This window comes from Nocardia otitidiscaviarum (assembly GCF_007362295.1).
Classification (GTDB): Bacteria; Actinomycetota; Actinomycetes; order Mycobacteriales; family Mycobacteriaceae; genus Nocardia; species Nocardia otitidiscaviarum.
This window is the reverse complement of record NZ_CP041695.1, coordinates 3,004,768-3,025,592: the sequence shown is the minus strand read 5'-3', so window position 1 is coordinate 3,025,592 and position 20,825 is coordinate 3,004,768. Positions and strand designations below refer to the sequence as shown.

General features: G+C 70.3%; 23 protein-coding genes. 12 read left to right on the top strand and 11 right to left on the bottom strand.

The genetic code is table 11. From position 1 onward, the window contains the following. Positions 1-24 precede the first annotated feature (24 nt). The gene (locus FOH10_RS13310; RefSeq protein WP_143980926.1) at positions 25-1,275 is read left to right on the top strand and encodes a KasA/KasB family beta-ketoacyl-ACP synthase; all 1,251 of its coding nucleotides are present in this window, start codon (positions 25-27) and stop codon (positions 1,273-1,275) included. 1 nt (position 1,276) lies between these two features. Here the strand turns inward: FOH10_RS13310 and FOH10_RS13305 are convergent, their stop codons facing one another. Together FOH10_RS13305 and FOH10_RS13300 are read right to left on the bottom strand one after the other, a co-directional pair. After that, positions 1,277-1,708: a hypothetical protein gene (locus FOH10_RS13305; protein ID WP_051037282.1), complete on the bottom strand. Its 432-nt coding sequence runs from the start codon at positions 1,706-1,708 to the stop codon at positions 1,277-1,279. Further along, positions 1,705-1,986, bottom strand: coding sequence for a hypothetical protein (locus tag FOH10_RS13300; RefSeq protein WP_051037283.1), 282 nt, complete (start codon positions 1,984-1,986; stop codon positions 1,705-1,707). Before FOH10_RS13300 ends, FOH10_RS13305 begins: the two co-directional genes overlap by 4 nt. Positions 1,987-2,136: 150 nt before the next feature. On the opposite strand from FOH10_RS13300, the gene mtnA reads away from it, so the two are divergent. The 3 genes from mtnA to mtnC are packed head-to-tail and all read left to right on the top strand — an operon-like array spanning position 2,137 to position 5,362. Continuing rightward, positions 2,137-4,113: an S-methyl-5-thioribose-1-phosphate isomerase gene (gene mtnA / locus FOH10_RS35620; protein WP_244961951.1), complete on the top strand. Its 1,977-nt coding sequence runs from the start codon at positions 2,137-2,139 to the stop codon at positions 4,111-4,113. Then, on the top strand, positions 4,110-4,682 hold the full coding sequence (locus FOH10_RS13285) for a 1,2-dihydroxy-3-keto-5-methylthiopentene dioxygenase (RefSeq protein ID WP_143980925.1): 573 nt from the start codon (positions 4,110-4,112) through the stop codon (positions 4,680-4,682). Before mtnA ends, FOH10_RS13285 begins: the two co-directional genes overlap by 4 nt. Beyond that, positions 4,679-5,362, top strand: coding sequence for an acireductone synthase (mtnC, locus tag FOH10_RS13280; protein ID WP_143980924.1), 684 nt, complete (start codon positions 4,679-4,681; stop codon positions 5,360-5,362). Before FOH10_RS13285 ends, mtnC begins: the two co-directional genes overlap by 4 nt. A gap of 71 nt (positions 5,363-5,433) precedes the next feature. On the opposite strand, the gene FOH10_RS13275 is transcribed toward mtnC, so the two are convergent. From FOH10_RS13275 to FOH10_RS13260, 4 genes are read right to left on the bottom strand one after another with little or no spacing between them, the layout of a single operon-like run. Beyond that, complete coding sequence (locus FOH10_RS13275; RefSeq protein ID WP_029927695.1) at positions 5,434-6,033, bottom strand: GTP-binding protein; 600 nt, start codon at positions 6,031-6,033, stop codon at positions 5,434-5,436. Further along, positions 6,014-6,388: a DUF742 domain-containing protein gene (locus FOH10_RS13270; RefSeq protein ID WP_029927698.1), complete on the bottom strand. Its 375-nt coding sequence runs from the start codon at positions 6,386-6,388 to the stop codon at positions 6,014-6,016. Before FOH10_RS13270 ends, FOH10_RS13275 begins: the two co-directional genes overlap by 20 nt. Next, positions 6,388-6,816 (bottom strand): roadblock/LC7 domain-containing protein, encoded by a 429-nt coding sequence (locus FOH10_RS13265; protein WP_228807646.1) that lies wholly within the window; start codon positions 6,814-6,816, stop codon positions 6,388-6,390. The genes FOH10_RS13270 and FOH10_RS13265 overlap by 1 nt, the downstream gene beginning before the upstream one ends. Next, positions 6,791-9,313, bottom strand: coding sequence for a sensor histidine kinase (locus FOH10_RS13260; RefSeq protein ID WP_143980923.1), 2,523 nt, complete (start codon positions 9,311-9,313; stop codon positions 6,791-6,793). The genes FOH10_RS13265 and FOH10_RS13260 overlap by 26 nt, the downstream gene beginning before the upstream one ends. Positions 9,314-9,563: 250 nt before the next feature. Here FOH10_RS13260 and FOH10_RS13255 point away from each other — a divergent pair, with 250 nt between their 5' ends. Together FOH10_RS13255 and FOH10_RS13250 are read left to right on the top strand one after the other, a co-directional pair. Next, positions 9,564-11,117, top strand: a complete 1,554-nt coding sequence (locus FOH10_RS13255) for a succinic semialdehyde dehydrogenase (RefSeq protein WP_143980922.1) — start codon at positions 9,564-9,566, stop codon at positions 11,115-11,117. A 47-nt stretch (positions 11,118-11,164) separates the two neighbouring features. After that, positions 11,165-11,971, top strand: a complete 807-nt coding sequence (locus FOH10_RS13250; RefSeq protein WP_143980921.1) for a class I SAM-dependent methyltransferase — start codon at positions 11,165-11,167, stop codon at positions 11,969-11,971. A 42-nt stretch (positions 11,972-12,013) separates the two neighbouring features. Here FOH10_RS13250 and FOH10_RS13245 read toward each other — a convergent pair whose 3' ends face one another. Both FOH10_RS13245 and FOH10_RS13240 read right to left on the bottom strand, forming a co-directional pair. After that, a complete protein-coding gene (locus FOH10_RS13245; RefSeq protein ID WP_043599955.1) occupies positions 12,014-12,421 on the bottom strand; it encodes a DUF779 domain-containing protein in 408 nt (135 codons plus the stop codon). Between the two features lie 188 nt (positions 12,422-12,609). Beyond that, positions 12,610-13,827 carry a helix-turn-helix domain-containing protein gene (locus tag FOH10_RS13240; protein ID WP_143980920.1) on the bottom strand — a complete coding sequence of 406 codons (1,218 nt, stop codon included), beginning with the start codon at positions 13,825-13,827 and terminating at the stop codon, positions 12,610-12,612. A gap of 166 nt (positions 13,828-13,993) precedes the next feature. Between FOH10_RS13240 and FOH10_RS13235 the strand changes: the two genes are divergently transcribed. Both FOH10_RS13235 and FOH10_RS13230 read left to right on the top strand, forming a co-directional pair. After that, positions 13,994-14,869 carry an LLM class F420-dependent oxidoreductase gene (locus FOH10_RS13235; protein WP_143980919.1) on the top strand — a complete coding sequence of 292 codons (876 nt, stop codon included), beginning with the start codon at positions 13,994-13,996 and terminating at the stop codon, positions 14,867-14,869. Between the two features lie 32 nt (positions 14,870-14,901). Then, positions 14,902-15,300: a DUF4440 domain-containing protein gene (locus FOH10_RS13230; protein ID WP_244961949.1), complete on the top strand. Its 399-nt coding sequence runs from the start codon at positions 14,902-14,904 to the stop codon at positions 15,298-15,300. 103 nt (positions 15,301-15,403) lie between these two features. Here the strand turns inward: FOH10_RS13230 and FOH10_RS13225 are convergent, their stop codons facing one another. Both FOH10_RS13225 and FOH10_RS13220 read right to left on the bottom strand, forming a co-directional pair. Beyond that, complete coding sequence (locus FOH10_RS13225) at positions 15,404-16,072, bottom strand: response regulator transcription factor (RefSeq protein ID WP_143980918.1); 669 nt, start codon at positions 16,070-16,072, stop codon at positions 15,404-15,406. Next, complete coding sequence (locus FOH10_RS13220) at positions 16,069-17,259, bottom strand: sensor histidine kinase (RefSeq protein WP_143980917.1); 1,191 nt, start codon at positions 17,257-17,259, stop codon at positions 16,069-16,071. Before FOH10_RS13220 ends, FOH10_RS13225 begins: the two co-directional genes overlap by 4 nt. Positions 17,260-17,385: 126 nt before the next feature. On the opposite strand from FOH10_RS13220, the gene FOH10_RS13215 reads away from it, so the two are divergent. The 3 genes from FOH10_RS13215 to FOH10_RS13205 all read left to right on the top strand — a co-directional run bounded on the left by FOH10_RS13215 (position 17,386) and on the right by FOH10_RS13205 (position 20,191). Next, positions 17,386-18,885, top strand: coding sequence for a multicopper oxidase family protein (locus FOH10_RS13215; protein ID WP_143980916.1), 1,500 nt, complete (start codon positions 17,386-17,388; stop codon positions 18,883-18,885). A 129-nt stretch (positions 18,886-19,014) separates the two neighbouring features. Next, positions 19,015-19,581 carry a hypothetical protein gene (locus FOH10_RS13210; RefSeq protein ID WP_186000822.1) on the top strand — a complete coding sequence of 189 codons (567 nt, stop codon included), beginning with the start codon at positions 19,015-19,017 and terminating at the stop codon, positions 19,579-19,581. Positions 19,582-19,588: 7 nt separating this feature from the next. Next, complete coding sequence (locus FOH10_RS13205) at positions 19,589-20,191, top strand: hypothetical protein (RefSeq protein WP_143980915.1); 603 nt, start codon at positions 19,589-19,591, stop codon at positions 20,189-20,191. Here FOH10_RS13205 and FOH10_RS13200 read toward each other — a convergent pair. Continuing rightward, a complete protein-coding gene (locus tag FOH10_RS13200; RefSeq protein ID WP_143980914.1) occupies positions 20,188-20,622 on the bottom strand; it encodes a nuclear transport factor 2 family protein in 435 nt (144 codons plus the stop codon). The two genes, FOH10_RS13205 and FOH10_RS13200, sit on opposite strands and share 4 nt — an antisense overlap. Here FOH10_RS13200 and FOH10_RS13195 point away from each other — a divergent pair. After that, positions 20,612-20,812: a hypothetical protein gene (locus FOH10_RS13195; RefSeq protein WP_143980913.1), complete on the top strand. Its 201-nt coding sequence runs from the start codon at positions 20,612-20,614 to the stop codon at positions 20,810-20,812. The genes FOH10_RS13200 and FOH10_RS13195 overlap by 11 nt on opposite strands. Positions 20,813-20,825: the final 13 nt, after the last annotated feature.

The following is a 20,825-nucleotide window of genomic DNA, read 5'->3' as shown; positions in this document are numbered from 1 at the left end:
GACGCTACAGGTATCCATGACACCATGGGTGTAACAAGTGCTTCAGAAACTCGATCGGGTGGCCGCGACGTGGTGGTGGCCGCCATGGCCGCCACCACCTGCCTGGGCGCGGACCTGGACACCACCTGGGCGCGACTGCTGGCCGGGGACAGCGGAATCGGCGCGCTCACCGACGATTTCGTGACCGAGTACGACCTGCCGGTGCGCATCGGCGGACGGCTCACGGCGCGGCCGGGCGACCAGCTGACCCGCATCGAGCAGCGTCGCACCTCCTTCGTGCAGCAACTCGCCCTGGTGCTGGGACGACGGGTGTGGGCCGAGGCCGGTACGCCCGCGGTGGACGCCGACCGGCTGGGCGTGGCCATCGGCACCGGACTGGGCGGTGGGGACGCCCTGGTCGACGCCGTCGACCGGATGCGGGCGGGCGGCTACCGCAAGGTCCCGCCCATGACCGTCCCGATGGTCATGCCCAATGGCGCGGCCGCCACCGTCGGCCTGGAGGTGGGCGCGAAAGCCGGTGTGTACGCTCCCGTGTCGGCCTGCGCCTCGGGTGCGGAGGCCATCGCCCACGCCTGGCGGCTGATCACCACCGGCGAGGCCGATGTGATGGTGGCCGGTGGCGTCGAAGGCCATATCGACGCCGTGCCCATCGCCAGCTTCGCCATGATGCGCGCCATGAGCACCCGCAATGCCGAACCGGCCCGCGCCTCCCGGCCCTTCGACCGGGACCGGGACGGTTTCGTCTTCGGTGAGGCCGGAGCCGTGCTCGTCCTCGAGGCCGAAGAGCACGCCCGCGCCCGCGGCGCGCACGTATTCGGCCGCATCCTCGGCGCGGGCATCAGCTCGGACGGCTACCACATCACCGGCACCGCGCCCGACGGCGACGGCGCGGCCCGCGCCATGCGCAAGGCCCTGCGCTCGGCCGGACTTCGGCCCGACGACATCACCCACGTCAACGCTCACGCCACCGCTACCCCCATCGGCGACGCCTCGGAGGCCCACGCCATCACCGCGGTGACGCCGCACGCCTCGGTCTACGCCCCCAAATCGGCACTGGGCCACTCCATCGGCGCGGCGGGCGCGCTCGAGGTGATCCTGACCCTGCGCACGCTGCGCGACGGAATCATCCCGCCCACACTGAATTACGAGAATCCGGATCCGGCGTTCGACCTCGATGTGGTGGCCGACAAGCCGCGCGAGGAGCGACCGGAGTACGCGCTGAGCAATTCCTTCGGCTTCGGCGGACACAATGTCACCGTCGCCGTGGGCCGCTGAATCAGGGCAGGGTGTCGATCTGCACCCGCGGATCGAGTTTGCGCAGGGTGTCGGGGCGGTCGGTGAGGCACGGCCAATCCCGGCTCACCGCTTCGAGGGTGGCGTGTCCGGCCGGGATGAGCGCATCGGCGTCGGGGCGGTCCGCCAGCGCCGCGCCGAGGTGATCGCTGGCGGGCCGGTCCAGCGGCTGGATGACGGTGTTGGGAAGATCCAGCAGGACCGAGAGGATGTCGAGCCGCACCGGCGAGATGAGTGCGCGGGCGGCGGCCAAGGCGGTGGCCGGGACGATGATCGTATGTCCCGCGTCCGCGGTCGCCCACACCACGGACTGCACATAGGCCACGCGATGCGCCCACGCGGTGAGCGCTGCCGTATCGAACACGATGCCGCCGAGCGTGGAACCGGTCAGCGGCCCCTGGGCCGGGGCGGTCACGCGGCACCGGCGCGATCGCCGGGATCCTCCTCCTCGGATAAGGGCGGCAGTCCCTGTACCGCCCGTGCCTTGTTGATCAGATCGAGCGGGGGACGGCCACCGAATACCTCTTCGATCCGGGCCAGCGACTGTGCCCGGTCCACCCGGGCTTTCACGGATTCGGCGACGAACGCGGAGACCGATTCGATCCGGCCGCTGCGCCGCCAGTCGTCGAGGGTGGTGGCGATTTCCTCCGGCATCGTCACGGTGATCTTGCGGGTGCGACGCTCTCTCGCCATACCGAGATGCTACCGGGGTATGTGAGGTCGGGGGAGTACGCGGCGCCGCGCGAAACCTGCCGGTCGCCTGGGGATCGGGATTCGATACCGTTGCGATCGGCCCGTATCGCACGGGTCTGCCCGTTTCGAGACAGTTAGGTAAGGCCACGGATGGATGACAGCTCGATCGCGTGGATCGACGGTGCGCTCGTCACCGTCGATCAGCGCGCGCTGCCGCGGGAACTGCGGGAGCTGCGGATCACGACGGTCGACGACCTCATCGACGCCATCACCTCGCTCGCGATTCGCGGTGCCCCGGCGATCGGGGTGTCCGGTGCGTTCGGTGTGGTGATCGCGGTGCGCGCGCACACCCGCGATGGGGTGGTGGATGTCGAGCGGGTGCGGGCGGAGGCGCAGCGCATCGCCGACGCCCGGCCCACGGCGGTCAACCTCGCCTGGGGGGTGCGGCGCGCGCTGAGCAGGCTGGCCGACGGCGCGCAGGCCGTCCTGGACGAGGCGCTGGAGATGCTGGCCGAGGACGGCCGGGTGAATCAGGCCGCCGCCACCCACGCCGCGGACCTGGTGCTGCGACTGTCGCCGAACCGCCCGCTGCGCATCCTCACCCACTGCAATACCGGCCGGCTCGCCACCACCGCGGTGGGCACCGCCCTCGGGGCGCTGCGGGTGCTGCACGAGCGCGGCGCGCTGGCCGAGGTGATCGTGGACGAGACCCGGCCGCTGCTGCAGGGGGCGCGGCTCACCGCCTGGGAGCTGGCGCAGGCGGGCATTCCGCACCGGCTCACCATCGACTCGGCCGCCGCCTGGGCCATCGCCACCGAGGGCATCGACGCCGTCATCGTGGGCGCGGACCGGATCACCGCCGACGGCGCGGTAGCCAACAAGATCGGCACCTACATGCTGGCGCTGGCCGCGCGCCACCACGGGATCCCGTTCATCGTGGTCGCGCCCGAATCCACCCGCGATATCGCGACCGCGTCGGGCCGCGACATCGTGGTGGAGCAGCGCGCCGCCGCCGAGGTGACCGGCTTCGGCGGGGTGCCCACCGCGCCCGAGGGCACCCGTACCTTCAATCCGGCCTTCGACGTGACGCCGCCGGAACTGGTGACCGCGGTGGTCACCGAATACGGTGTGCTCGAACACCCCGGTGAGGTGCGCACCGCGGCCGACGCGCAGACCCAGAAGGTTTACCGGCAGGCCCCGGCCGACACCAATGGCGCTGGCGGGCACAGCGGTTCGACACTCACCGGGACGACCCCGCGCCCGGCGACCGAGCCCACCGAGGCGCACTCCGACCACCCGCCCGCCACCGAGACCACCGAAGGTGGGCTGCCCAAACGCATTCCCTCCGAGGCGAGCCTCGAATCGCGTGCCGAGACGGCCGAACCGCCCGCGGCCGGTCCGCAAGCGTCTCCCGGCGAGGCCGCCACCGACGAATACCTCGCCGCGCTCACCCGGTCGGTCACCGAACTCACCCGCACCACCCCCGCCGAACCGGGTGCCGGTCGCGAGATCGCGGCCGTGGCCCGCGGCCTCTACGCCAGCGGCTGGATGCCCGGTACGGCCGGCAATATCTCGGTACGCCAGGGTGTTTCGGCCGTCATCACGGCCAGCGGCCTGTCCAAGGGCGAACTCACCGACACCGATACGGTGACCGTCCGCGTGGCCGACTCCGAGCCCGCCCTGCCCTCCCGCCGCCGACCGTCGGCGGAGACCACCATCCATACGGCCGTCTACCGCACCACCCCCGCGGCGGCGGTGGTCCACGTCCACCCGCCGCACACCACGGCGCTGTCGGTCGGCGCGGCCGCGGGCAGCGTGCGGTTCTCCGGCTACGAGCTCATCAAGGGGCTGGGCGGAACGAGCCCGCACACCATCGACATTCCGGTCTTCCCGAACCACGCCGAGGTACCGCGGATCGGGCGCGATATCGAGCGCTATCTGCTCGATCATCCGGATGCCCCGCCGGTGCTGTTCATCGCCGGGCACGGCATCACCGCCTGGGGCGCGTCCCTGGCGCAGGCTCGCGACCGCGCCGAATGCCTGGAAGCGCTGTGCGAATTGGCCAGTCTGACCGGTCACCGGGAGATTCCGGTGGGCGACAATGGTTCCGAGGAGGATCCGACATGACACTGCTGCAGGTGATGCCCGATTCGGCCGCCGACGAGGTGACGCTGCGCACCGACGACGATGCCGTGATCGCGGCCGAACTCGGCAAGCGCGGCATCGTATTCCAGCGCTGGCCGCTCATGACCGGGCTGGACGCCACCACGCCGACCGAGGACATTCTGGCCGAATACGCCGGTCACATCGCCGAACTCAATGCCGACGGCCGCTACAAGCACATCGACGTGGCGCGCATCCACCCCGATGACGGCGATCCGGAGTGGCCCGCCAAGGCCGAGGCGGCCCGCACCAAATTCCTCGACGAGCATCGGCACGCCGAGGACGAGGTCCGGTTCTTCGTGGCCGGACAGGGCTGCTTCTATCTGCATCTGGGTGACGAGGTGCTGGCGACCGTCTGCACCGCGGGCGATCTGGTCTCGGTTCCGGCGGGCACCCTGCACTGGTTCGACATGGGCACCCGGCCGGAGTTCGTGGCCGTGCGGTTCTTCGAGGAGGAGGACGGCTGGATCGGCGATTTCACCGGTGACAAGATCTCGAGCGGCTTCCCGACCCTCGACGAACTCACCGCATGATCACCACCGTCGTCCTCGACATCGAGGGCACCACCAGCCCGACCGACTCCGTGCGGGAGGACCTGTACGGCTACACCCGCGAGCGGCTGCCCGACTGGCTCGCCGACAATGTGGGCGGCGCGGCCGATCCGATCATCGCGGCCACCCGGAAATCCGCGGATCGGCCCGATGCCGGACCGGCCGAGGTGGCCGAGATCCTGATCGGCTGGCTGAACTCCGATGTGAAGGCCGAGCCGCTCAAGGCCGCGCAGGGCAGCATCTGCGCCGAGGGGTTCCGGTCGGGTGCGCTGCACGGCGAGTTCTTTCCGGATGTGCCACCGGCGCTGCGGGAATGGCGGGCCAGGGGGCTGGAGCTGTACATCTACTCGTCGGGTTCGGTGCGCAATCAGAAGGATTGGTTCGAGTTCGCGCGCGGCGGTTCGCTCGCCCCGCTGATCGGCGGGCATTTCGACCTGTCCAGCGCCGGGCCCAAGCGGGAGGCGTCCTCGTACGAGAAGATCGCGGGCGCGATCGGGGTACCGGCCCACCGCATCCTGTTCCTGTCGGATCATCCGGAGGAGTTGGATGCCGCCGTGGCCGCCGGATGGTCGGTGCGGGGCGTGGCCCGGCCGGGCGAACCCCACGCGCCCCGGCCGCCGCACCGCTGGATCAGCGACTTCGGCGACGTCGACCTGGACTGAACCCAGCGCGCGGCACGCACCGCGACGGCCCCGCCCGGACTCCGGGCGGGGCCATTGTCGTATCGGTCGCCTCAGCCGCCGACGCGGGCGGTGCTGGCGCGCTCGATGAGGTACTGCACCAGGGTCATGAGCACGTTCTTGGCCGAGGTGCGATCGCGGGCGTCGCACAGCATGACCGGCAGCCGCGGATCCAGGTCGAGCGCATCGCGCACCTCCTCGGCGGTGTAGCGCGGGGCCCCGTCGAAGCAGTTGACCGCCACCGTGAACGCCACCCCGCGGCGTTCGAAGAAGTCGATGGCGGCGAAGGAGGAATCCAGGCGACGGGTGTCGGCCAGCACCACCGCGCCGAGCGCCCCGCGCGCCAATTCGTCCCACAGGAACCAGAATCGGTCCTGGCCGGGGGTGCCGAACAGATACAGCACCAGGCTGGGGTCGATGGTGATGCGGCCGAAGTCCAGAGCCACCGTGGTGGTGGTCTTGGCTTCCACGCCGCTCAGATCGTCCACGCCGGAACTGAGTTCGGTGATCAGCTCTTCGGTGCGCAGCGGAGTGATCTCACTGATCGCCGACACCATGGTCGTCTTGCCCACGCCGAAACCACCGGCGATGAGGATCTTGACCGAGGACGCCAGTTGACGCTCCCCGGACGGGTCAAAGCTTTCGGATGCCATCGAGTACAGCTCGCAATACGTTGAGGTCGCCGGGACCGGCGTCGGAGGTGGCCGGAGCCCGGAAGTTCAGCAGCCGGTCGGAGATGAGGTCACCGACCAGGATCTTCGTAACCGCCAGCGGTAGCCGCAGGGTTGCCGAGACCTCGGCGACCGACTGCGGAAGCTGGCACAGGCGAACGATTTCCGCGTATTCGGGTTCGACGCGCCGCAGTGGCGGAGCTCCGTAGGGTGCGTGCACCACGGTGAGCATGTCCAGGTCGTGCGCCGCGCCCATGGTCCGGCCTCCCGTCCGGGCATACGGGCGCACCAGCGGACCAGCCGCGTCGTCGAACCATTGTTCCCCCGGCCGCGGCATCATGACAGTCGGGGGTTGCCCTGTCCGGCCAAGCCCTGGCGCGGGGTGGTGGACAGGTAGCTGCCGACACGCTGCACGGTCAGGTTCATCTCGTAGGCGACCATGCCCAGGTTGGCCTGCTCGGTGGCCTGTAGCGCCAGGCAGGCGTGGCTGCCGGCGGCCGTCACGAACAGCACGGCCCGGTCGAGTTCGATGACCGCCTGGCGTACGCCGCCGCCGTCGAAGCGATTGCCCGCGCTGCGCGCCAGTCCGTAGAGCGTGGAGGACATGGCGCCGAAATGCTCCGCGTCCTCCCGGCTCATGGCCGAGGAGCGACCCAGCAGCAGCCCGTCGGTGGAGTGCACCACCGCGTGTCGAACGCCCGCGAGCCGATCGACCAGATCGTCGAGTAGCCAGTTGAGATCACCAGCGTTGGAGGTGGTCACCATCGCCTTCCTGTCGGTCCGGGGGAGTGGAGGTAGGCCCGAACGCATCGAAACCGGCCCGACGGCCCTGCCTGGTTCCGTTCTCGATGGCGGACATGAGGTCTCGGGCCTGCTCGGCGGTGGCGGCCGGACGCTCCGAGGGCACCGAGGAATCGGCTGCCTCCGGGGCATTCGCCAATTCCGGTGCGAGACTTGCCTGTCGACGCCGACGCGGGAGTGCCGGCCGAGTGTCGGAGCCAGTGTACTGGGAGCGGCCGTTCTCGCGGGCGGTATGGCCGATCTCCGGGAAACGCTCGGGTCGCGGCGGGAACACCGGCGGCCGAGTGGGGTTGGTCGGCGGCTCGAACACCGCGACCGGCTCGAAGGATCCGGTCTGGGTGGCGGATCCGGCGGGCGGGGCGGGCGTCGGTTCGGCTTGTTCCGGCGGCGCCAGCGGCGGCAGGAACTCCGGCGATTCGAGTTCCAGACGCGGCAGCTCGGATTCGGTGCGCACCGCGGCGACGCGCTGGGCCAGTGATTCCCGGGCCACCACGGGGATCTCGCCGCTGGCGACGGCGGCGACGGTCAGATTCGTGGGCACCAGCACGATGGCGCGCACGCCGCCGTAGTCGGATTCGGTCAGGCGCACCGAGATACCGTGCCGCATGGCCAGCCGCGCCACCACGAACAGGCCGAGGCGGGAGTCCTCCGACAGCGTGTTCACACCGAAATCCGGTGGATTGCGCAGCATCTCGTTGAGCCGGGCCTGCTCGGACTCGGGGATGCCCATACCCTGGTCGATCACCTCCAGCGCCAGCCCCTTGCCGACCACGCCACCGCGAATCTCCACCTGGGACTGCGGCGGGGAGAAGGAGGAGGCATTGTCGACGAGTTCGGCCAGCAGGTGCACGAGGTCGGCGACGACGGTGCCCGCCACCGCGATCTCCGGCATCCGGTTGATCTTCACCCGGGTGTAGTCCAGGGCCTCGCCGACGCCGGAGCGCACCACCTCGATCAGCGGCACCGGCTGCCGCCACTGGCGGCCGGGCTGGCCGCCCGCCAGGATGATCAGATTCTCGGCATTGCGGCGTTCGCGGGTAGCCAGGTGGTCGAGCCGGAAGAAGGTCTCCAGCAGGGCCGGATCCTCCTGGCGCGCTTCGGCTTCGTCCAGGATCTCCAGCTGGCGGTGCACCACCACCTGGCTGCGGTGGGCGATATTGAGGAAGACCGCCTTCACGCCCTCCCGAGTACGGGCCTCGGTCACGGCCGCCGAGACGGCCGCGCCGTGCGCATGGGTGAACGCCTTGGCCACCTGGCCGATCTCGTCGTGCCCGAAGTCCAGGACGGCCGCCTCGGCGGCGGGGTCCACCTCTTCGCCCTCGTTCAGCTTGCGCATGATCTCCGGCAGCCGCTCATCGGCCAGCGCGAAGGTCTGGTCACGAAGGCGCTTGAGCCGCCGGATGATCCGGTTCGCCAGCAGCAGCGCCACCACGAAGGCGGACGATGACAGCAGCAGCACGCCGAACCCGGCCAACAGGGAATCGCGTGCGTTGTCGTGGGCCTCCTGGCGGGCGATGCTGTTCGCCTCCAGGTTCTGGTCGTCCCACAGCTTCGCCAGGGTGTCGGAGACCTCGGCGACGGCCGCCTGCCACTCCTCGGTGGTCAGCGGCAGCGGAGTGAGGATGGAGTCCTCGACCTGCGCGCCGGTGCGGGAATCGGTGGTGTCGTGCTCGTGCGGGAAGGCACGCTGCATGAGCGCCTGTTCCATGGCCCCGAGTTGCTGCCAGGCGGGGCTGGCGAGCAGGTTCTGCGCCACCTGGGCCTGCGCGGGATCGCTGTCGCCGGTGAGGATTTGCACGGTGATGCGATAGAAGCCGATGAGGCGAACGTATTCGGCGGCGAGTTCATCGGGCAGACCGACGTCGTTGGCGAGTGCGGCCCCGAGCGCGTTGGCACGGGTCAGCGACTCCAGCGCCAACAGCACCTGCACCGATTCGGCGAGTTCGGCGGCGATTTCGGCGCTGGGGGAGTCCTCCTGCACGATGCGGGTGCCGATGAGCACCACGTCGGGCAGGCGGCTGTAGAAGGTGTACGCGTCGGTGATGGGCAGCAGGCCCGAATCCACGCCCGCGCGCACGGTCGTGAGGTTCTCCTTGAGTTTCAGGAAGTCACCGACATCGCCCTGGAGTGCCTCGGGCCCCATATTCCTGACCTGATCCTCGGTCGGGGTCATGGTGCGGAAGGCGTTGTCGAGGCGGGTTCTGGCCCCCGCCAGCGCGGTGCGGTCGGTTTCCTCGCCCGCGTAGATCCACAGGGTGGCCCGGCGTTCGTCCTGCACGGCCTCGAGCAACTCCGCCACCGGTTCGATGCCGTCGATCATCTGCGCCGCCCAGTCCTCGGCGCGGTTTCCGGCGGACACCAAATACCCGGCCGTTCCCACTCCCACCCCGAGCAGCGCCGCGCTCGGAACGAGCGCGATCGCCAGGATGCGGGTTCGGACGCCGAGCCTCGCTCTGAACATCTGCGCAACGTAACGGGACGTAGGTCACATATGCCGCCCATGTCCCGTTGACCGGGACTCGATTGGACAACTCGAGTTATTCGTGTCGGAGCATCGGCCCCACGACCCCGGTCGACGGCTGGCCGGTCCGACTCGCTGCCGGTCGACAATCCGGCCGATTCGGATCATCGCGGCGGAGTGGGCGTGATCGGGCCCTACCTGGGGGTAGATTGTGTGTATCCACGAGTTACTCGTAAGTAGGAGGCCGACCATGCCCGTGCCGGAAGCCGCAGTATTCGACCGTCTGCGGACGTTCGCGGCGGTGGACACCACCGGGGACCACCGGACCCGGACCATCACCGAGGTGTTCACCGGCACGACCCTCGGCTCGGTTCCCGTCGGCACCGCCGACGACGTGGCCGCCGCGTTCACCAAAGCCCGCGCCGCACAGGCGGACTGGGCCGCCCGCACGCCCAAGGACCGGGCCGAGGTCTTCGAGCGCTACCGGGCGCTGGTGGTGGAGAACCGCGAATACCTCATGGACGTGATCCAGGCCGAGACCGGCAAGGCGCGCTGGGCGGCCCAGGAAGAGGTCATGGGGCTGATCTTCGCGGCCCGGTACTACTCCCGGGTCGCACCGAAGCTGCTCAGCCCCTACAGCGTGCCGGGCGCGTTCCCCGTCCTCAATCGCGCCCAGGTCCGCACCCAGCCCAAGGGCGTGGTCGGGGTGATCGCGCCGTGGAACTACCCGATGCTGCTCTCGGTCGGCGACTCGATCCCGGCGCTGCTGGCGGGCAATGCCGTGGTGGTCAAGCCCGATTCGCAGACGCCGTACTCCTCGCTGGCCAACGCCGAGCTCATGTACCGGGCCGGACTGCCGCGCGACCTGTTCGCGGTGGTGACCGGACCGGGCACGGTGGTCGGCACCGCCATCGTCGACTCCTGCGACTACCTCATGTTCACCGGCTCCTCCGACACCGGCCGCACCCTCGCCGAGCAGTGCGGGCGGCGGCTGATCGGCTTCTCCGCGGAACTGGGCGGCAAGAACCCCATGATCGTCACGCGCGGCGCGCACCTGGACAAGGCCGCCAAAGCCGCTGTGCGCGCGTGTTTCTCGAATGCCGGACAGCTGTGCATCTCCATCGAGCGGCTGTACGTGGACCGCGCCGTCGCACCGGAGTTCACCGAGAAGTTCGTGGCCGCGGTGCGCAACGCCAAGCTGGGGACGAGCTACGACTACTCCAGCGACATCGGCAGCCTGATCTCGCCCGCGCAGCTCGAGACCGTGCAGAAGCATGTCGCCGACGCCACCTCCAAGGGCGCGAAGGTGCTGGCGGGCGGCAACGCCCGCCCCGATATCGGCCCCCTGTTCTTCGAGCCGACCATCCTCACCGAGGTCACCGACGCCATGGAGTGCGGCCGCGACGAGACCTTCGGCCCGCTGGTGTCCATCTACCCGTTCGACACCGTGGACGAGGCCATCGCCCTGGCCAACGACACCGAGTACGGCCTCAATGCCAGCGTCTGGGCCGACACCAAGGCCGCCGGTGAGCGGATCGCGGAACGCCTGCACGCCGGAACCGTCTGTGTCGACGAGGGGTACGCCCCCGCCTGGGGCACCACCGGCGCGCCCATGGGCGGTATGGGGATCTCCGGCGTCGGCCGCCGCCACGGCCCCGACGGTCTGCTGAAGTTCACCGAACCGCAGACCGTGGTGGTGACCCGCTTCCTGAATCTCGATCCGCCGCCGCTGGTCTCGCAGGACAGGTGGCAGCCCTTCCTCATGGGTGTGGCTCGCGCACTGCGCTTCCTGCCGGGACGCTGAGCCGGAATCCCTTGTGGCCCTAGGCTGGGGCGGTCGAAAGGAATTTCATGAGCAATCCGCTCGCCGCCCCGGACCCGTGGGATGTCGTGGCCGACGGCTACGACGAGGTGACCCCCGATATGATGCTGCCCTTCGCGGTGCTGGCGCTGGCGCAGGCCGATCCGGCCGCCGACGCGCGCGTACTGGATGTCGCGGCCGGGCCCGGGACGTTGACGCTGCCCGCCGCCGCCCTGGTCGACCGGGTGGACGCGATCGACTTCTCGCCCACCATGATCGACCGCTTACGCGCGCACACCGCGGCGGCCGGATTCGACAATGTGGCGGCGCAGGTGGGCGACGGTCAGCGACTGCCGTTCGCCGACAACGAGTTCGACGCCGCATTCTCCATGTTCGGGCTCATGTTCTTCCCGGATCGGCCCGCCGGATTCGCCGAACTGCACCGGGTGCTGAAGCCGGGCGGCACCGCCGTGGTGTCGAGCTGGGCACCGGCCTCGGAATCCTCACTCATGACGCTCATGTTCGACGTACTGCGCGCCGGGAATCCGGATATGCCACGGCCACAGCCGAACCCGGACAGCCTGGAGAATCCGGAGGTGTTCGACGCCGAACTGCGGGCGGCCGGATTCACCGACGTGACCGTGCAGCCGCACACCATCTCGCTGTCCTACGAGAGCGCGGCGGTCATGTGGGACAAGTTCTCCCGTGGCAGCGCGCCCTTGCAGATCATGCGTCAGAGCGTCGACGCCGACGAGTGGGCGCGGCGGGACCGGCTCATGCTCGACCACCTGGCGGCGAATTACACTCCGCACCAGGCGCTCACCACGACCGCCTGGCTGGGCTCCGGTCGCAAGTGATCGATGGCGCGGCCGGCCCGGAGAAACCGGCCGCGCCACCACTCATCCGGTCAGGTCCGCGCCGCGTCGCGGTGCCGGGGCCGCCTCCAGGACCGCCGCCTCGGCGTCGGTGAACACGCGTGACCGGATGATGAATCGGACCCCCTCGTGGGCCTCCAGCGAGAAGCCGCCCCGACGGCCCGGGACCACGTCCACGGTGAGATGGCTGTGCCGCCACCGCTCGAACTGGTCGGCGCTCATCCAGAACGGGGTGTCCGGGAAGACCCGCCCGAGCAGGACGTCGGCCGCGCCGACCCGGAACTCGCTCAGCGGGCAGCACAGCGGGGAACCGCTGTCGCGGGACATCCCCGACTGGTGGAACACCACCGGTCCGTGCCGGTCGATGAGGCCCTGCAGGACCTCGGCCGCGGCCTCGGTGATGCCCACCCGGGATACGGCACCGGTGCGCATCACAGGGACCCGACCCGCGGTACGGCGCGACCGGCGCTCGGCCGGTCGGGCTCGGGCGTGATCGGGTCGGTCCTCGGCCCGTCGGTGCCGGGTTGGGCGTTACTCATGACGCGCGACCTCCTCGCGATGTCTCCGGGTATTCGGGCTCACTATGAACCGGACGGGTTGGCGCCGGGTTGGCGTCACCGCTAACCCGTCAGCGCGGTATGCAAACGTGCGGTGACCAGGGCACGACGGCTGTCGCCGGGAGCCAGCAAACGAAGCGCGTGCTCGTGGACCTCGATATCGTCCGGGCGGTGCTCGCCGAAGAGCAGGGCGTGCTCGGGTCGGTTGCCCGACAGCACGGCGGTGCGCAGCACCACGTCGATGTATTCGCGCCACCGCACGATGCCCGGGGTCTCCGAATGCGGTAGCAGCGGACCCCGATACCGGCGCAGGGCGGTGGTGACGTCGCCCGACTCGATGGCGGCCAGCACCTCCGCGGCGTCACAGCAGATCGGTCGGGTGAGCAGGTAGCGGCGGTCGGCGATACCGCCGTCGATGGCGCGGCGCAGATGGGAGACGTCGGCCTTGAGCGTGGACGCGGCGACAGGCCGGTCGCCGTAGACGGCGTCGCGCAGGCGGTCCGGGGTGAATCCGTCCGGCTCCAGCGCCAGCAGGGTGAGGATTTCCAGCTGGCGCGGGCGCATCGGGATCGGTGTGCCCGCGCGCAGCAGGCGCGCCGTGCCCAGACATTCCAGGCGGATGGCCGGTCCGGTGCGCGGGGCGTCGAGGCGCAACCGGGATTCGATGGCGCACACCAGCGCGCGCACCGTGGACATGGCCAGCGGGTTGGCGCGATCCCAGTAGGAGGACAGATCCAGCAGCCCGACCATGCGGCCGTCCGGGGCGTGGATGGGCGCGCAGTAGCAGACCCAGGCGTGCAGCGCCTCCACCAGGTGTTCGGCCGAGAACACGGTGGTCGGCCGGTCGTTGTGCAACGCCAGCGACACCGCGTTGGTGCCCATGTGGAACTCGTCCCACACCCCGCCCGGGGCGAAGTTCACCTGCTCGGCGCGCAGCCGAACCCGGCGTGCGCCCGAGGACCACAGCAGCACGCCGTCCGCGTCGGTGACCGCGGTGACGAATCCGGCGTCCTCGGCGATGCCGCGCAACTCTGCCGCCATCGCGAGGACGGGTTCGCGCAGCGGGGAGCGGGACCAGCGCAGGCCCAGATCGTCGCGGTCGGTGGCCGGGGCGACGGCCCGGGACAGGTCCACCGCCCCGCGCACTCGCTGCCAGGATTGCGCGACCTCGGTGCGTAGCAGTGCGTTTCGATCGATGGGCGCGCCGGATGTGGTGGCCCACCGTGTCCAGACCCGCTCCAACGCGGCTCGCCGCTGCGTGAGAGTGTGCACCTCTGCCATGCGCCAACTCCTCGTTGATCCGCTGTGCGCACCCTCATCATGGTCCCCGGTCGCCGGACGTGAGCCGGATCGATGCGGCCGCGGCACGGATTGTCAGAGCCCGGGGCGCCGGCGGTCCGTCCACGGCGTGGGCGGTCGAACGAAAATGACTGGTAGACAGGAGCGTATGGAGAAGCCATTCCGTTTCGGCGTCAATCTGACCACACCGGGCTCCCGGTCCGAATGGGTCACCAAGTGTCAGCGGGCCGAGGCGCTGGGCTACGACGTCATCAGCGTGCCCGACCATCTGGGGCTGCCCGCGCCCTTCCCGGCGCTGGCGGTGGCCGCGGAGGTGACCGAGCGGGTGCGGCTGAACACCTTCGTGCTCAATACGCCCTTCTACAATCCCGTGCTGCTGGCCCGGGATGTGGCCGGGCTGGACGCGCTCAGCCGCGGCCGCTTCGAACTGGGTCTCGGCGCGGGTTACGTGCAGGCCGAGTTCGACGCCGCCGCACTGCCGTTCCCGACGGCCGGGCAGCGGGTGGACCAGCTGGAGCGGACGGTGACGACGCTGCGCGACCTGCTCGCCGACCCCGAGTACCAGCCGCGCCCCGCCCAGGCCGGGGGTCCGCCGCTGCTCATCGCCGGATGGGGTGACCGCGTCCTCGCCCTGGCCGCCCGGCATGCCCGGATCATCGGCTTCGCGGGGGCTTCGCCGTCCACCAGCGGGCATCACCTCACCCTCGCCGACCCCGCCGCGTTCACCCGCAAACTCGAGCACGTCCGCGGGCTGCTGGGCCCGCGCCTGCCCGAGGTCGAGCTCAATCTGCTGGTCCAACAGGTCGCGACGCCGGCCGACCGCGACGCCCTCGCCGCGGGCGTCCAACCCCATATGCCGCCGGGCGACACCACCGTCGAGGAGCTGCCCACCCTGCTCATCGGCACCCCCGAGCAGATCGCCGACACCCTGCGCGAACGTCGCGAGCGGTACGGCTTCTCCTATATCACCGTGTTGGAACCGAGTATGGAGAAGCTCGCACCGGTCATCGAACTGCTGCGGTGAGTGCCAGGTCGCCGGTGCTAGGGTCGGGCATCGTGAGTGACGACGCCCTGGTCCGGGAGATCCGGACGCTGCACGACGACCTCGGCGACTGGCTCGGCACCGCCGACGAGGCGGCGCGGGAGCGTTTCCTCACCCAGCAGCATCCCGACTTCTCGATGGTCACCCTGGACGGAGACGTCCTCGCCCGCGCGACCCTGACCGATCAGCTGCGCGGCGCGGGCGGCGCGGTGCCGGGACTGCGGATCGAGATCGACGATGTCGAGATCCTGGTGCGCACGGCGGAGACCGCGGTGGTGCGGTTCCGGGAACGGCACCGGCACGGCGAGACCGTCGCATCGCGGCTGACGACGGCGGTGCTGCTGACCGATCCGGCCGCCCGGAACGGGCTGCGCTGGCGCATAGTGCACGAAACCGCCTGCGCCGAGCAGTAATTCGGCCTCGGCGTAGTAGTTCGGCCTCGGCCTATCGGCGAAGTACTCAGCTTCGGCGCACCGGCGACATCACTCAGCCTCGGCGTACCGGCCGGACCGGTCGTCACCGGCCGCGCGTGATCTCCCAGGGGGCGCGGGCGTCCGGATCGGCGCGGTGCGCGAAGACCGCGAGACGCACCCGGTTGTCACAGCCGGTCTTCGACATCAGGTTCGCCACATGGGTTTTGACGGTGGTCGCGCCGAGGTGCAGCCGTTCGGCGATCTCCTGATTGCTCCAGCCCTCGCCCACCAGGCGCAGCACCTCCCGTTCCCGGGGCGTCAGGTCGACGGTCGGGAGGTCGGGGGAGTCCGCGGACAGGGCACGGTCGACCAGGCGCCGGATCAGGGTGGGGGAGAAGAGCATATCGCCGTCGACGGTGCGGCGGACGGCGGCCAGCAGGTCGGCGGGGGCGGTGTCCTTCACCAGGTAGCCCGCGGCGCCGGCGGCCAGCGCCGGATAGAGGTGATCGTCGTCGTCGAAGGTGGTCAGCACCAGGACGCGGACGCCCGGGTGGGCGCGGGTGATCTGCGCGGTCGCCCGCACCCCGTCCACACCCGGCATGCGCAGATCCATGAGAACCAGATCCGGGGTCAGCCCCGCGCAGAGCCGCACCGCCTCCGCACCGTCGGCCGCCTCGCCCACCACCGTCAGGTCGGAGGTGGATTCCAGCAGCATGCGCAGTCCGGCGCGGACCAGCCGCTGATCATCGGCCAGCAGTACCCGAATGCTCATCGCGGTACCGCCGCGGCGGCGATGGGCAGCAGCGCGGAAACCGTCCAGCCGGAACCGTCCGGACCGGCGGACAGCGTGCCGCCGGTGAGGGCCACCCGCTCCCGCATGCCGACAATGCCCTGACCGTCGCCGGAATCGCCGGTGGCGGCGCCCGTTCCCGCACTCCGTACGGTGACCGCCACCGCATCGCCGGAGCGCAGCACCGCGACCGATACCGGGGATGCGGCCGGGGCGTGCTTCATGACATTGGTCAGCGATTCCTGCACCAGTCGCAGCAGGGTCAGGCGGCCGATGGCGTCCAGGCCGGGCGGCACCGCGATCTCGGCGGTCACCGCGAAACCGGCCGCCCGCACCCGCTCCACCGCGGCGTCGAGTTCCGCGGCCACGGCCTCCGGCTCCACCAGCGCCACCTGCCCGAGCGCCGGATCGCGCAGAGCGACCAGCAGCCGCCGACTGTCGGCCAGTGCCGCCGCGGCCGTGTCGTGCACATCGTCGAGCACCGCGCCGAGCCGGTCGTCGGCGCGCACCACATGCCGCGCCACTCCGATGCGCAGCACGATCGACGCCATGTGGTGGGCGATCACATCGTGCAGTTCCCGCGCCATGGCGCTGCGTTCGGCGGTGCGCGCGTGGTGTTCGGCCGCGGCGCGCCGAGACTCCGCCTCGGCCGCCCGAGCCCGCAGCGATGCGGCGAGTTGACGCTGCCCGCGCAGGTACAGACCCGACAGCAGCGGCAGGCCGATGTACGCCCCGGCGGCCACCGCGCTGGCCATGCGCCAGAACGGGGCATGGTCGACCGCCAGCCCGACGATCACGGCCACCGACCAGCCGCCGACCGCGACGGCCGTCTCCAGCGCCCGGTCGGTGCGCCGCACCACATCGACCACGGCCAGCGCACCCAGGTAGGGCACCCAGCTGGACAGACCCCACGCCGTGTTGACGAACATGGGAATCGCCAAGGCGGACAGGACGATCGAGGCCGTCAGCGGCCATCGCTCACCCGCCGCGAACACCGCCGCCGCGGTCATGGCCAGCAGCCAGTAGCGCGGCGGCACCCGAAATTCGCCGGGGAAGGTGCTCGCCAGCAACAGCAGCGGCACCACCGCAAGCGGCAGCAGTCGCACGGCCGCGGACAGCCCGGGCCACTCGCGCACATCGATCACCCGTTCACGGTAGGCCAGACGCATACCGCCTCCGCAACCGGTCAGCACCGCCGATAGCAAAGAAACAACGTCGACACAAGGCCCAGTCGGAGGAATTTCGCGACCACATCGCGGACCGGATGGCGGATTCACGCGAACTCTCGGCAATCGATGCTGGGACGGTCGAAAGGGATTGCATTGCTCACCAGACGAGGACTCCTCGCCGCACTGGCCGCGACACCGCTGGTACTGGGCGCCTGCGGTGGCTCCGGGCCGACGCGGCCGAGCCGGGCCCTGCCCGTACCACCGCTGGCCGCCTCCGAAACCGTGGACGGCGTGCGCCGGTTCCGATTGGAAGCGCAGGCGGGACGGTCCGAGATTCTGTCCGGGACATTCACGCCCACCTGGGGCTTCAACGGGCCGGTCCTGGGGCCGACCATTCGAGTGCGGCGCGGTGAGACGGTGGCGTTCACCGTCCGCAACGGGCTGCCCGAGCCGACCACCGTGCACTGGCACGGCGCGCACGTGCCCGCCCGCTGCGACGGCGGGCCGCATCAGACGATCGCGCCCGGCGACATCTGGGAACCGTCGTGGACAGTCGATCAGCCCGCCGCCACGCTCTGGTACCACCCGCATCCGCACGGCGTCACCGAGAAGCACGTGCACCGCGGTCTGGCGGGCATGTTCCTGGTGGACGACGACACCCCGGCGGCGCGCGCCCTGCCGCACGACTACGGCGTGGACGACATCCCGCTCATCATCCAGGACCGCAGATTCGCCGCCGACGGGACGTTCGACGAGCGCGACCCCGGTGATATCGGGCTGCTCGGCGACACCATCGTCACCAATGGCATCGCCGACGCGGAATTCACGGTGCGCACCCGGCGGGTGCGGCTGCGGGTGCTCAACGGCTCCTCGGGCCGGATCTACCATCTGGCCTTCGCCGACGATCGCGAATTCCACCTGGTCGGCACCGACGGCGGGCTGCTGCCCGCACCGGTGGCGCTGCGCCGCCTGCACCTGAGCCCGGGGGAGCGCGCCGAGATCGTGGTCGATTTCGCCGACGGCCGCGCCGCCCTGCTGCGGTCGGTGCCGGTGACCGAGCGCGGCGACCTCACCGACGTGGCGCGCTTCGGATTCGAAGACTCCTTCGACATCCTGTGGCTGCGGCCCGTCGCCCGCCTGCTGCCCGCGCCGCCGCTGCCCGCCGCACTGGTCCCCATGACCGCGCTGGTGCCGCCCGGCACACCCGCGGACCGGCAGTTCGACCTGCGATGGTTCATGATCAACCGACAGCGCATGGACATGAACCGCATCGATCTCACCGTACCGCTGGACAGCACCCAGGTGTGGACGGTGCGCAATGTCGACGACTGGCCGCACAACTTCCACATCCACGACACCCGATTCCAGGTGCTCGACATCGACGGCCGGACGCCGCCACCGGAACTGGCCGGCTGGAAGGACACCGTGTACACCCGGCCCGGCTCGACCTACACCCTCGCCATGCGCTTCACCGACTACGCCGATCCGACGTATCCGTACATGTACCACTGCCACCTGCTCATGCACGAGGACCAGGGCATGATGGGCCAATTCCTGGTGCTGGCACCGGGACAGCGGCCCACACCGCCGCCCACCCCGGCGGGGTCCGGCGCGCACGGGCACTAGACGGGACGAAATGCCTTGCGGCACAGTCATCGCCGCGGCCGTCTGCCGCACGGCCCGCCCGCGCGCGTTTGACCCGCCGCCAACGAGGCATTACCTCACCAGAACAACCGGCTCGACGAGGAGGTTCTGGTGTCGGGTGAAGTCCTTACCGTGGTGATCGTGGCCGTCGTGCTCGTGGTCCTGGCGCTGGCGGTGCTGGCGCTGCGGCCGATGTGGCGCAGACGGCGGCTACGCGGCAAATTCGGTCCGGAATACGACCGGACGGTTCAGGAGGCCGAGGACCGCAAGGCCGCCGAACGTGAACTGGCGCAGCGGGAACAACGGCACGCCGAACTGGAATTGCGGGACCTGAGCGATCAGGAGCAGCGCCGCTACGAGATGGAATGGGCGCGGGTGCAGGAGCGGTTCATCGACGATCCACCGCAGGCCCTGGGCGCGGCCGACCGGCTCGTCGTCGCGCTCATGGCCGATCGCGGCTATCCGACCGAGGACTACCGGCAGCGGGTCGCCGACCTGTCGGTGGAACACGCACGGCCCCTGGACAACTACCGCACGGCACACGACATCGCCGACCGCGCCGCCGACGGACGCGCGTCCACCGAGGATATGCGCACCGCCATCGTGCACTACCGCGAACTGTTCCAAGACCTGCTCGTCGGGGCCGGACACGGCACCGACACCGCGCACAACCAGTGAGGCAGCCATGAGAATCGGATCCGATCGCAACAAGAAGAATGAAGCGACCGCGCAGGAAACGCCCCCCGACGACGAGCGGCTCGTCGCGCACACCGGCACCGCCGAACCCGCCCCCGACCGGCAGCCCGTGGGCCACGCCGGGATGCCGGTGGACGATCGCGCCGCCTACGCCGCGGGGGAGGACCAGCGTGACACGGCGGGCGACCCCCGCGAACCGCAGCACGCCGCCGACTCCGGCGCGCGGGCGGAAACCCAGGCCCCCGGGGACGATTCGAACTCCCGGGCCACCGTGGACGATTCGGCGCAGCGCGCCCCGCTCCGGACCGAGAGCGCCGGGGAACCGTTGATCGCCGACGGTGAACTGGAGCGGCTGCGCATCCGCTGGCGTGAGGTGCAGGGCATGTTCGTCGACGATCCGCGTGATGCCGTGCATCAGGCCGACGAACTGGTGGGCGGCACCATCCAGCGCCTGGCCGACGCCTACGCCGACCGCCGCAAGAACCTCGAAACCCGCTGGTCCCGAAACGATTCCGGGGATACCGAGGAGCTGCGTCAGGCGCTGCGCGGGTACCGCTCCTTCTTCGACCAGCTGCTCTCCAGCGGGCGCTAGGCGGGCGCGGCCACGAACATGTAGCCCTTCTCCTCGACGCGCCGCTGAATCCGCCAGCGGCCGTCGACCCGGACGAAGGTATCCAGATACCACAGTCCGCACAACATCAACTGCTCGCGACCGTCCGCACCGGCCACCGTCATCGGGTTGTGGCACATGGTGCGGGCCGTCGCCACATCGCCGTCCACGATGATGGACGAATTGCTGATGAGATGTTGGAAGGCGAGAAAGTTCGGCATCACGTCGGCGAGGAACTTCTTCGTCGCCACCAGATCACCGGCCGGCCCGCCCATGGCCGTGTAGTCGATGAAGGCGTCGGCGGTGAAGATCTCGTCGAGCCGATCCCAGTCGCGGGTGTCCACGGCATGCGAGTAATGGACCATGAGGTCCTGGATTTCCAGTCGGTCCGAAATCTCCTGAATGGACAGCATGGCGGCCATGGTGCCACCGCCACCACCACACCGTACCGCGATTCGGCCGGGAGAATTGCCCGAGGGTGCGACCCACGCGTACCACCGCGACCATCCGGATGCCGAACTGCATAGCCGCTGGCTGCTGAAAACCCGTCTGGTCGAGGTGGTTGCGCTGGTGCGGGAGTTTCCGGCCCGGGTCATGCCCTGACACCTGCGGTCAG